The organism is Romboutsia weinsteinii, from assembly GCF_002250835.2.
GTDB classification, from domain to species: Bacteria; Bacillota; Clostridia; order Peptostreptococcales; family Peptostreptococcaceae; genus Romboutsia_A; species Romboutsia_A weinsteinii.
The window spans coordinates 1-12,327 of the sequence record NZ_NOJY02000066.1; the positions used below are offsets into that span (position 1 = coordinate 1).

Below are 12,327 nucleotides of genomic sequence, written 5' to 3' on the forward strand. Positions count from 1 at the left end.
GAACCCCTGTTACCGCCGTGAAAGGGCGGTGTCTTGACCGCTTGACCAATGGGCCGTGAGTTGGTGATCCATCCGCGACTCGAACGCGGGACACCCTGATTAAAAGTCAGGTGCTCTACCGACTGAGCTAATGGATCATGTTGTTTTTTCGACTTATTTCGTCGTTTCTCTCGCTCACAAATATTATTATATATGCATATAGATTTTTCGTCAACACTTTTTTAAAACTTTTTTTATTTTTTTTAATAATTTTATTTAATTTTTGTTTTTAAAAAGATAAAAATCAGCATTACCAATGGTTATACTGATTTTATCTTTTTAAAAATTTATGATATTTTTTCAATTATCTCTTCATTTTTTGATACTTTTTTAAATTCTTTTATTAAAAAAGCTCCTATTATCATCATAGTTACTATATCTGATATTGGCTGTGACATCCATACTCCATTTAATCCAAGTATTTTAGGCACTATTAATATAACAGGTATTAAAATTATGACTTGTCTTAATAAACTCAATACCATAGATTTTTTTGCACTTCCAATTGATTGGAAATACACCGGTCCTAAAATAGATATACCTATTGTAGGTAATGATATTAAATTTATGCTAATTCCGTTAATAGCTAAATTCATAAGTTCATTATTTTTTGTAAATACTCCAACGAATAACTCAGGGAACAATCTAATCAATATGAAACCAATGGTTAATATACTTGTCGCTACTGCAATAGATAGTGATAATGCCTTTTTTGCACGATCATATTGTTTAGCTCCATAGTTATAAGCTATTATAGTTTGCATACCTTGGCTTAGTCCAAATACAGGCATTAAAAACATTAATGAAATAGAAGTTACTGTTGTCATCGCTCCTATAGCTAAATCTCCACCATATATTTTTAGTACTCTATTTGTAACTAAGTGGATAAACCCTGCCGAAAGTTCAAAGAAGAATGGAGTTAAAGCTATTATTGTAATAAGTTTTAAATACTTCTTTTCTAGCCTTATATTTTGAATCCTTAATTTTAGATTAGATTTTCCTTTTGTAAAGTAATATGTTGACCATATACATATTACTAATTGGCATATTGCTGTACCTATAGCAGCGCCTCGTATTCCCATATCAAATACAAATATAAATATTGGGTCTAATATTAAGTTAAGAATACAACTTGTTATCATCATTTTTGCTGCTAGTTTTGGATTACCTTCTGCTCTTATAGCACTATTTAGTGCAAATCCTGGTAAGTTAAACCATGCAGCAAATATTATTACACTCATATATTCTCTTGCATAAGGTATAGTTTCATTACTTGCTCCAAATACATAAAGAATATTATCTAAGAAAAATAATCCCACTATCGCTATTAATATCCCAACAGATAATTCTAGGGCAAATGTATTACCTAAAACTCTTTCTGCTTCTTCTTTATTGCCTTCTCCAAGTTTTATTGATATATTTGTGCTACCTCCAACTGCTATAGCTACACAGAATGCACCTAAGATTGTAAATAGAGGCATTGTTACTCCTAGCCCTGATATAGCAAGAGCTCCTACACCTTCTATAGACCCTATAAATGCTCTATCTACAGTATTGTATAAAGAAGTCACCATCATTGCTAATATTGCAGGTACCGAATATTTTAATAATAAAGTACCTACTTTTTCATTTCTTAATGCTTGTTGATTATCCATGATATCACCTTTTTAAACCATATCATAAGTTATACATACAGGCTTACCTGTTCTTGGGTCACTTACAATCTCTGCATCTATATTAAATAATTCTTTTAGATTCTCTTTTGTCATAACCTCATATGAACTACCTTCACATGCTATTTTACCTTTTTTCACACCTATCATGTGATCTGCAAATCTAGCCGCATTGTTAAGTTCATGTATTACCATAACTATAGTTGTACCTTGTTTTTTATTTAATTCTTCTAATAGATTTAGTACCTCTAATTGATGAGCTAAATCTAAATATGTTGTAGGCTCATCTAGAACAAGTATATCTGTTTGTTGAGCTAGAGCCATTGCTATCCATGCTCTTTGTCTCTGACCGCCTGACAAGGCTTCTATCGGTCTCTCTCTAAACTCAGATATTCCTGTCACTTCTAATGACCATGATACTATATCAGTATCTTCTTTTTTTAACTTTCCGAATCCCCTTTGATGAGGGAATCTTCCATAAGCTATTAATTCTTCAACAGTTAATCCACTTGGTGCTTGAGGACTTTGCGGAAGTACTGCCATAGTCTTTGCTAGTTCCTTTGAACTTTGGTCTTTAATATTTTTATCATTAACATATATTTCACCGCTTTTTGGCTGTAAAATCCTTGCTATAGTCTTTAATACTGTAGATTTACCACAACCATTAGCGCCTATTATTGTAGTTATTTTTCCTTTTGGTATATTTAAATTAAGATCTTTAACTATATCTAAATTTCCATATGATATATTTAAATCTTTAGTACTTATACAATTCATACTTATTCTCCTTTCAGCTATTTAAAGCCACTTCATTTGTCTCAAATACTTTTTATTCTGCCAACATTAAATAAATAAAGTATGGTACACCTATTACTGCAACTACAATTCCTACTGGAATTTCCATAGGAGCTATTAGATTTCTAGATATTGTATCTGCCGCTAATAATATCAATGTACCTATAAGTGCAGCTGTAGGTATTAGTTTTTTATGTTTTGGCCCTACAAGTTTTCTACCTATATGAGGAGCTACCAATCCTAAAAATCCTATGCTTCCTGCTACTGAAGTTGCTACACCAGCTAAAATAACTGCATATACTATTAATTTTCTTCTTTCTTTTTCAACCTCTATACCTAGGCCAGTTGCTACTTCATCACCTAGATTTAGAGCATCTAAATATCTTGATTTATATATTGTTAATGCCATAAATAACACTATAAAAGGTAATATTGCTAATACATATTTCCAATTTGATCCCCATATACTTCCAGATGTCCATGCCATTACTCTATTAAATTCTTGTGTTGTAAATTTTAATTGGAATATTGTAAGTAACGATGTAAATGCGACATTTATACCTATACCAATTAATAATAATCTCGATGAATTTATTCCATTCTTCCATGCAAGAATATAAATTAAAAATGCTCCAAATATAGCTCCTGATAAAGCTACTATAGGCATTGTAAATATTGTAATATCACTTATCCCATCATAAACATTTCCGTTCATGAAGTACATATATACGACTACAAATAATGCTGCTCCTGAGTTTATTCCTAAGATTCCTGAGTCTGCTAAGTCATTTTTAGTTACACCTTGTAGTATTGTACCTGCTGTTGCTAAAGCAGTTCCTACTAATATTCCTATAACAATTCTAGGTAGTCTTAATTTAAAAATTGCTATTTCGTGACTCTTTGAACCTTGTCCGATTAATGTTTTTATAACATCTAATGGTTCTATTGAAAGTGAGCCCATATTTAAACTTACTAGAAATGTAATAAAAATTAATGCAATTAGAATCCCTATTACTAAGGCAAATTTTTTATTTTTATTAAGCTTCATAATCTATTTCGTATCCTTTCTCACAAGGTATATAAACATCGGCACTCCTAATAATGCCGTTAATGATCCAATTGGTGTTTCATAAGGCGGATTTATCATTCTTGCCATAATATCACTATAAACTAGTAAAACTGATCCTAATATCATCGAACTTGGTATTATATATTTATAATCTGATCCTACTATAGCCTTAGCTATTTGTGGCACTATAAGACCTACAAATACTATATTTCCTGCTACGGAAACCGATGCTCCTGTAAGACAGATTACTATTATTAAGCAAATAAATCTTACTAAATTAGTTCTTTGACCTAATCCTATAGCAACTTCTTCGCCTAGGCTTAATATTGTTATTTTAGGCGCCATTATCATAGCTCCTATTAATGCGATTCCACCAACTATTGCTAATAACTGTACTCCTTGCCATTTTGCACTCACTAAACCTCCAGAGATCCAAAAGCTTAATTGTTGAGCTAGATTAAAGTACATAGAAATTCCCATCGCTAGAGATATTAATAAAGTCCCAAGTGCTGTACCTGCAAGAGCAAGTTTTACTGGGTCTACTTTTCTAGCTGATCTTGAACTTACGAAATATACTAATAGTCCACTTATACTTGCACCTAAAAAAGCAAATATCATTAATCCAAAACTTCCTATTACTAAGTTAGGGAATATTCTTTGTAATACAAATGCTACTGCTATCATAAATGTAGCACCTTGTGTGATACCCATTACTGATGGCTCTGCAATTGGATTTCTAGTTATACCTTGCATAATTGCACCTGCTACTGCTAAAAATCCACCTACTAGTGCAGCCGCAATAGCTCTTGGTACTCTAACGTCTCTAATTATTTTAATATTTACATCATCATTATTTGTAAATAAACTTTGTATTATTGTTGAAAAATCTATTTGTTTAGCACCTAGAGATATAGACATCCCTATACCTACTACAAGCAATATTATTCCTATAAACATTAATGAATAAGCTAGAGTTTTTCTCTTTGATTTACCCATTACTCATCCTCCTTTAAACTTTAGCTAAAATTAATTTATATCTCATATTATAAATATACCCATAAAACCTATTGATAATTATTTTTAATTGACTAAATTTCTGTAAATTGAAATAGTAGGTGCTTAAAATGTACAACATTTTACTCACCTACTCATATATTAACTATTTTACAACTTCATCTTTTATGTTTTGTAATAATAGTTCTCTTCCTATTGGATTATATGCTTGACTGAAGTATGGACTTGCATCAAGTATTGTTACATTTCCTTCTTTAACAGCTCTTATTTGAGGCCATACTGTACTTGCTTCTAAATCAGCCTTATCTGACTCTGTACCTATTACTATTATATGATCTGCATCTATTTCAGTTAATCCTTCCATAGTAACCGTTGGTAATGTTATGCTATCTTGCTTTGGCATATTAACTGGTTGAGGTAACTTCATATCTTGCTTTAATACTGTTCCTATACCACCTTCAGTAAATACCATAAATTGTCCTGAAGAAGCTAATACTGTTAAGTATGTCTTATCTCCGTTTGCTTCTTTTATTTCAGCACCTATCTTCTCAGCTTTTGCATAGTAAGCATCTAGCCATTTTTGAGCTTCTTCTTCTTGTCCAAATAATTTAGCTACATCTTTTAATTTTGCTTCCCAATCATTTGATTGATCTTCTAACATAACTACTGGTGCTATGTCTTTTAATTGATCATATATTTTTTCTTGTCTTGGAGCCATTATTATTAAATCTGGCTCAGCCGCTAATATTGCTTCGATATCCATAGTATCCATCATAGAATGACCTACTACTTTTGATTTTCCTAACTTATCAGATACATATGAAGGTACTTTATCCGTTTCATATGAATCTACGTTTGCCGTAGCAACTGGTACATGTCCTAATATAGCTAATTCTTCACTACTTCCTGATATATCAACTATACGCTTAGGATTTGTTGGTATCTCAACATCACCTTTTACTGAACTTACTATTTTTGTTTCTACTTTTGTGCTACCAGATTCACTATTTCCGTTTCCTGAACAACCAGTAACTAATCCAAGTGTCGCTACTGTTGTCGCTAGTAACACTAATGATTTTAATCTTTTCATGACTAATCCTCCTGTATTTTTTTATATGTAATTATTATCATTCATTTCCGTTAATAATAATTATTATCATTTAGTTTATAAAATAATTATATCATCTCAATAAATTTAGTCAACATTTTTCTACATAATTTTTATTTTTATAATATATTTATATTTTTTATTTTCTAATTTAATACATACACTCAATATATTTCAATTAGCATATAAATAAAAAAGTGCAGATAATAAAGTTTTAAACTCTACTATCTACACTATCATTTATATTAAGCAAATATATTTTTTCTTATCATAGTTTGTGCTCTGTTTGGTCCTACAGATACCATATCAACACTTACACCAACTAACTCTTCTATTCTAGCTATATATTTCTTAGCATTTTCAGGAAGATCTTCATATCTTTCTATTGAAGTTATGTCTTCATTCCATCCATCTAACTCTTCATATACTGGCTCACATTTAGCTAAATCTTCTAAAGATGCTGGGAAATCATTTATTATCTTGTCTCCCATTTTATAAGCTGTACATATGCTTATTTTATTAAATCCACTTAAAACATCTAGTAACATGAATGATATACTAGTTAATCCGTTTACTCTAGCTGCATATTTAACTATAACAGCATCGAACCAACCACATCTTCTAGCTCTACCTGTAACTGTTCCAAATTCACGTCCTTGGACTCTTATTTTTTCTCCAACTTCGTTGTCTAATTCAGTAACGAATGGACCTTCTCCAACTCTTGTAGTATAAGCTTTTACTATACCTACAACGTCTTTTATCATGTTTGGTCCTACACCTGCACCAACAGCAAACCCTCCTGATGTAGGGTGAGAAGAAGTTACGTACGGATAAGTACCTAAGTCTAAGTCAAGTAATGTACCTTGAGCTCCTTCAAATAATACTTTTTTACCAGCTTTTACAGCATCATATACTAAAACTGAAGTATCTGCCACGCAATCTCTTATTTGATCAGCGTATCCTAAATACTCATTGTATATTGTTTCAAAATCAAACATTGATTCTTTTCCATATATGTTTGTAACTAATTTATTTTTAGCTTCTATTTGAGACTTTAATTTTGTAGCAAATATATCTTTATCCATTAAGTCACATATTCTTATCCCTGATCTCTCAGTTTTATCCATATAGCAAGGTCCTATACCTTTTTTAGTAGTACCTATTTTATTATCTCCTCTAGCTTCTTCAGCTAAAGCATCTAATTCTTTATGGTATGGGAATACAACATGCGCTCTATCACTTATTTTTATATTTCTAGTATCTATATCATTTTCATTAAGAGTTTCTATTTCTTCTAAAAATCCTTTTGGGTCAAATACTATACCGTTCCCTATTACGTTTACTGTATTTGGGTTAAGAACTCCAGATGGTATTAAACGTAGAGCAAATTTCTTTCCTTCTACAACTAAAGTATGTCCTGCATTGTTTCCACCTTGGCCTCTTACTACTACGTCAGCTTGTGTAGCAAGATAATCTATTACTTTACCTTTTCCTTCGTCTCCCCATTGAGAACCTACAATTGCAACTGTCTTCATGTAATTCACCTCTAATTATTTTATAAATATATTCGAACACTATACTTCATTATTTTATCAAACATTCGATACATTTTCAAACTTTTTTAATATTCAATTAGATTTAATATGTATTTTTCAATTTTTTCAAAATTTTTATTACCTATAATATTGTCTTCATTTGCTTTTATTTTATTTATCCATATATTAATATTTTCTAAATTATCAGTGTTGTGGAAATTACGATTATCCCCTGTCATAGTGTTAGTCAGGTATAGTTGATAACTGTCATTAGTATTTTTAGCATAAAATACTAATGTTTCTTTGATATTTCTATCTACTATTCGAAATAAATTAATTTCATTATTTATTTCAATTATATCTGGGTATATGTATATTATACTTATATTCAATAGCATTCCCTCCACTTACAATTTTTAATTATACACAAATAAAGCAAGCTTATAGCTTGCTTTATTTTTTATTCACATTTATCAACAGGTGTTCTGTGGATACTGTTGATAACTTTTTATGCATATTTCAATGTTTTTTAATACCTTAAGACAAGTATCCACATTTTTCTTATTAAAAGAAAGCATGTTCTGTGGATATTTATTGATATTTACATGTCTCTAGCCTTATCTGCAAACTTCTGAACTTCACCTAACCATACTAATTCCACAGATCCAGTTTCACCATGTCTGTTCTTCGCAATTATAACTTCACCTATGTTTTTACTTTCTGAATCAGGATGATAATACTCATCTCTATATAAGAACATAACTATATCCGCATCCTGCTCAATTGCTCCAGATTCTCTTAAATCCGATAGCATAGGTCTATGGTCGGCTCTTTGTTCAGGAGCACGAGATAGCTGAGAAAGTGCAACTACAGGACAATTCATTTCCTTTGCAATCATCTTTAAAGATCTTGATATCTTAGATATTTCTTGTTGTCTACTTTCGTTATTACCTTCACCTTCCATAAGTTGAAGATAATCTATAAGTATTAAATCTAGGCCTTTTTCTATCTTTAACTTCCTACATTTAGATCTTAACTCTGATATCTTTATACCTGGAGTATCATCTATATGTATATTAGTATTAGATAGAACTGCCATTGCATCTATTATTCTTGGCCAGTCATTTTCATCTAGACTACCTGTTTTTAGTTTCTTTAACTCTACATGAGATTGAGTTGCTAACATACGCTGAACTAACTGTTCTTTACTCATCTCCAAACTAAATACAGCTACAGATGCATCCCCTTTTAGAGCCGCATTTTGAACAAGGTTTAATGAGAATGCAGTCTTACCCATAGCTGGACGGGCTGCAAGTAGTATTAAATCCGTTCTCTGTAATCCATTTATCTTTTTATTTAAATCATTAAAACCAGTTGTTATTCCAGTTACATCACTTTTATTAGTGTATAACTTTTCTATTTGATCGTAAGCATCCATTAATACTAAATTAATAGATTTAAAATCATCACTAGTTTTTTCTTGAGATATATCGAATATCCTCTTTTCAGCTTGATCTAGTACATCTTCTATTTTAGTTGCACCATCATAGCCCAAATTTATTATGTCATTAGAGGCTTTTATAAGCTTTCTAAGCACTGACTTTTCCTTTACTATATCTGCATAGTATTTTACATTTGATGTCGTAGGAACTATTGTAGAAAGGCTTGTAATGTAACTTATACCTCCAACATCATCTAAATGACCTTGTTTTTTTAATTCCTCTGTTAATGTTATTAAGTCTATAGGTTCTCCTTTATTACTTAATCTAATCATACATTCGTAAATTATCTTATGTGCCTCTTTATAAAAGTCATCTGGTCTTATGTTTTCAGTAACTGTTATTATGGCATCTTTATCAAGTAATATAGATCCTAATATAGATTGCTCTGACTCAACACTATGCGGAGGAATTCTAGTCATGTCCTCCATGTCTATCACCTCAAATGAAATCTATTGTTTTTCTTTAACGTCTACTCTTACCTTAGTTACTACCTTTTGGTGTATTTTTATCTCAACAACTGTTGATCCTAATACTCTTATTGGTTCTGGTAATAGTATCTTTCTCTTGTCAACTTCTATTTGGTTTTGCTTTTTTAATTGCTCTGCTATATCTTTAGAAGTTATAGATCCAAATAATCTTCCGCCATCTCCAGCTTTTGAGTATATAACAACATTCATTTCTTCCATTTTCTTTCCTAATTCTACTGCTGCTTCATACTCTTTTTGAGCTTTTATTTCTTGAGATTTATTCTTTTCATTTAATTCCTTTACAGATGTATTATCAGCTACAACTGCCATTTTCTTTGGGAATAAGAAGTTTCTTGCGTATCCATCACTTACTTCTTTCATTTCTCCTTTTTTACCTGTTCCTTTTACATCTTTTAATAATATAACTTTCATCTAGTCTTCCTCCTCTATGTATTGTTCTATTATATTTTGCACCATTCTATAGGCCTCTTTTAAAGATACATCCTTTAGTTGTGCTCCAGCTATATCTATATGGCCACCGCCACCTAATTTTTCCATTAGTACATGAACATTTATACTTCCTAATGATCTAGCACTTATAAATATTTTTCCATTTTTTTGACCTAAGACAAATGATGCTTCTACTTCTTTTATGTTAAGTAACTCATCCGCTGCTTGTGCAATAATAATATTAATATTATCCATCTCTTCTGTAGAGTATGCTAAACACACATTTTCATTTATTATCTTAGTGCTTTTTATTATATCTGCTTTAGTAATAAAATCTTTAACTTCAGAGTTAAATAGTTTCTTAACTTCTATAGTATCTGCACCTACCTTTTTAAGATATGATGCTGCCTCAAATGTTCTTACACCTGTTTTAAATGCAAAGTTTTTAGTATCTAAACTTATTCCTGCCAATAATCCTTCTGCAGTTAATTTATTAATCTTAACATCATCTTCAATATACTGAACCAATTCTGTTACCATCTCACAAGTAGATGATACATAAATCTCATGGAATAATAGTACAGTGTCATTTATAAATTCAACACCCCTTCTGTGATGGTCTATAACAACCACCTTTTCAGATAATCCTAATAATTCTTCACATTCAGTATAGTTAGGTCTATGTGTATCAACAACAACTACTAATGTATTTCTAGTACAGTTCTTTATAGCTTCATCATGGTCTATAAATATGTCATCATAGTACTCTGAATCATTTAATCTCTTTACAAATTCATCTATAGATTCATTTGATGAGTCTAAAACTATGTTAGCTGGTCTATCACAAGATCTACATATATCATAAATACCAACTGCAGCTCCCATAGCATCCATATCTGGGTACTTATGTCCCATTATGTACACTTGTTTACTCTCTAGTATTATTTCTCTAAGAGCATGACCTATTAATCTTGATTTTACCTTAGTTTTCTTTTCTACAGCTTTTGATTTTCCGCCATAGAAGACAAACTTATCTTTTGTTTTTACAACAGCTTGATCTCCACCTCTACCTAGAGCTAGATCAAGTGCTCCATTCGCAAGTTTTAGATTTTCATTTATTGTGTCTCCATCTACCCCTATACCCATGCTTATAGTTACAGGTAAATTATTTCCATGTTCTATTTGTCTAATAGCATCTAAAACCGCAAACTTATCATTCTCTAATTTCTTCATTTCTTGCTTATCCATGATTAGGATAAATTTATCTTTAGATGTTCTTTTTAAAGCCCCCTTGCTATTTACTTCTAATGTAGTTAATATTTTTTCTATTTCTACATTTATCAGAGGTCTTTTTTCTTCTGATGCACTCTTTAATACATCTTCATATCCATCAATTTGTATTAATACAATTACATTTCTCTCATCTTTGTATTTTTTTTCTAATTGTAGATAATCTGTCTTATCTATCCAATATAACATCATTAAGTACTTTGCAGATTTACCTTGCTCATTCTTTATAACGTTATAAACTACAGTGTAATCTCTATCATTGAAAGATATATCTGTATACATCTCTTTATTTTCATTTAATACTTTTCTAAGATTTAAATTTTTTACTATACTATCAATATTCATACCTAATAAATCTTGTGTTTGTGTTATATCACAGAATTTATTATTGTACCAAGATATACTTCCATCAAATTCAAGTATACAAAGAGGTATCGGAAGATTCATTATAGCCTTTTTGGTTGTCTCGTCTATATCGAGAGATAAGTTTTGAATATATTTAGTCCATTCTTTCCTTCTGACATTAGTAATTCTCCAGTTATGAAAGACTATATATATAAAACCAAAGAAAAATAAACATCCTATATATAAATTATAGAAAATCATTATAGTACTAATAATTCCTATAATCACTATATATATATTTATTTCTGGCATATTTATTTTAAATGTTGGCTTGTTCCTCATTTCTACCCTCCTAAGTGGATTTGTAGCTTCTTACTCTTCTAAAGTCAATTATGCTATCTAGCATACCAATAAAAGATATTCCCATCGCCCCAGTTATACTTATAACAAGACCTCCAAGAAGTATCATCTTGCCAGAACCTTGTTTCATCCACTTCTTTATAAAGAAAATAGATACAGCTATACCTTGAGCTATAAACATAAAACTAAATACTAGCTGTAGGTTAGTCATTATTAACTCGGTGTGAAGGTTTAATCCTACAAGTTCTACAAATAAAACTATTAAATACAGTACAAATGATGTTGCTACAGCATTTCCCGGTAAATAAAAGTCTGCAAACTTAGGCTTTTGTAAGCTAGATTTGTTTATTTTTCTTAATACAAATACTGTCGTGCAATATGTTATAAAAGCTGATATCATTCCCTGGAAGAATAATAATGTAGGAAGCATATTATTTATATATTTTTCTACATCTTCAATTCTTAATCCATTAAATATATCAACTTCTGATCCTTTCATAGCTTCCATTTGTATTTTGATGTTACCACTTATAATACCCATAAATTCTTCTAAAACATTAGTTTTAAAAACAAATTTCATCACAAAGAAGAATATTATTGAAGATACTACAAATATAACTGTACCGCCATATATAGGCTCAAACTTATTGTATTCAGCTTCTGCTAGATTCTTTCTTGCT

General features: G+C 30.6%; 11 protein-coding genes and 1 tRNA gene. All 12 read right to left on the reverse strand.

Annotation, left to right across the window (positions count from 1 at the left end; all coding sequences use genetic code 11):
- Positions 1–61: 61 nt before the first annotated feature.
- Positions 62–137, reverse strand: a tRNA-Lys gene (locus tag CHL78_RS17825).
- 189 nt (positions 138–326) lie between these two features.
- On the reverse strand, positions 327–1,694 hold the full coding sequence (locus CHL78_RS17830; protein ID WP_094369341.1) for an MATE family efflux transporter: 1,368 nt from the start codon (positions 1,692–1,694) through the stop codon (positions 327–329).
- A gap of 12 nt (positions 1,695–1,706) precedes the next feature.
- A complete protein-coding gene (locus tag CHL78_RS17835) occupies positions 1,707–2,489 on the reverse strand; it encodes an ABC transporter ATP-binding protein (protein ID WP_094369340.1) in 783 nt (260 codons plus the stop codon).
- Between the two features lie 52 nt (positions 2,490–2,541).
- Complete coding sequence (locus tag CHL78_RS17840; RefSeq protein ID WP_094369339.1) at positions 2,542–3,555, reverse strand: FecCD family ABC transporter permease; 1,014 nt, start codon at positions 3,553–3,555, stop codon at positions 2,542–2,544.
- 3 nt (positions 3,556–3,558) lie between these two features.
- The gene (locus tag CHL78_RS17845; protein WP_094369338.1) at positions 3,559–4,572 is read right to left on the reverse strand and encodes a FecCD family ABC transporter permease; all 1,014 of its coding nucleotides are present in this window, start codon (positions 4,570–4,572) and stop codon (positions 3,559–3,561) included.
- A 163-nt stretch (positions 4,573–4,735) separates the two neighbouring features.
- Complete coding sequence (locus tag CHL78_RS17850; RefSeq protein ID WP_116041651.1) at positions 4,736–5,680, reverse strand: iron-hydroxamate ABC transporter substrate-binding protein; 945 nt, start codon at positions 5,678–5,680, stop codon at positions 4,736–4,738.
- Positions 5,681–5,943: 263 nt separating this feature from the next.
- Positions 5,944–7,233 (reverse strand): adenylosuccinate synthase, encoded by a 1,290-nt coding sequence (locus CHL78_RS17855; protein ID WP_116041653.1) that lies wholly within the window; start codon positions 7,231–7,233, stop codon positions 5,944–5,946.
- Positions 7,234–7,319: 86 nt separating this feature from the next.
- Positions 7,320–7,625 carry a hypothetical protein gene (locus CHL78_RS17860; protein ID WP_094369567.1) on the reverse strand — a complete coding sequence of 102 codons (306 nt, stop codon included), beginning with the start codon at positions 7,623–7,625 and terminating at the stop codon, positions 7,320–7,322.
- Between the two features lie 209 nt (positions 7,626–7,834).
- Positions 7,835–9,163, reverse strand: coding sequence for a replicative DNA helicase (dnaB, locus tag CHL78_RS17865; RefSeq protein ID WP_094369568.1), 1,329 nt, complete (start codon positions 9,161–9,163; stop codon positions 7,835–7,837).
- Between the two features lie 21 nt (positions 9,164–9,184).
- A complete protein-coding gene (rplI, locus tag CHL78_RS17870; RefSeq protein WP_094369569.1) occupies positions 9,185–9,634 on the reverse strand; it encodes a 50S ribosomal protein L9 in 450 nt (149 codons plus the stop codon).
- Entirely contained in the window at positions 9,635–11,629 is a 1,995-nt protein-coding gene (locus CHL78_RS17875; RefSeq protein ID WP_094369570.1) for a DHH family phosphoesterase, read from the reverse strand. It abuts the gene before it with no gap.
- Positions 11,630–11,639: 10 nt separating this feature from the next.
- Positions 11,640–12,327: DUF2232 domain-containing protein (locus tag CHL78_RS17880; RefSeq protein WP_116041655.1), on the reverse strand; the 688-nt coding region annotated here is incomplete at its 5' end.

Excerpts from the sequence above, each read along its gene's own strand:
- CHL78_RS17830 (WP_094369341.1), bottom strand. The coding sequence starts at position 1,694 with ATGGATAATCAACAAGCATTAAGAAATGAAAAAGTAGGTACTTTATTA.
- CHL78_RS17835 (WP_094369340.1), bottom strand. The coding sequence starts at position 2,489 with ATGAATTGTATAAGTACTAAAGATTTAAATATATCATATGGAAATTTA.
- CHL78_RS17840 (WP_094369339.1), bottom strand. The coding sequence starts at position 3,555 with ATGAAGCTTAATAAAAATAAAAAATTTGCCTTAGTAATAGGGATTCTA.
- CHL78_RS17845 (WP_094369338.1), bottom strand. The coding sequence starts at position 4,572 with ATGGGTAAATCAAAGAGAAAAACTCTAGCTTATTCATTAATGTTTATA.
- CHL78_RS17850 (WP_116041651.1), bottom strand. The coding sequence starts at position 5,680 with ATGAAAAGATTAAAATCATTAGTGTTACTAGCGACAACAGTAGCGACA.
- CHL78_RS17855 (WP_116041653.1), bottom strand. The coding sequence starts at position 7,233 with ATGAAGACAGTTGCAATTGTAGGTTCTCAATGGGGAGACGAAGGAAAA.
- dnaB (WP_094369568.1), bottom strand. The coding sequence starts at position 9,163 with ATGGAGGACATGACTAGAATTCCTCCGCATAGTGTTGAGTCAGAGCAA.
- rplI (WP_094369569.1), bottom strand. The coding sequence starts at position 9,634 with ATGAAAGTTATATTATTAAAAGATGTAAAAGGAACAGGTAAAAAAGGA.
- CHL78_RS17875 (WP_094369570.1), bottom strand. The coding sequence starts at position 11,629 with ATGAGGAACAAGCCAACATTTAAAATAAATATGCCAGAAATAAATATA.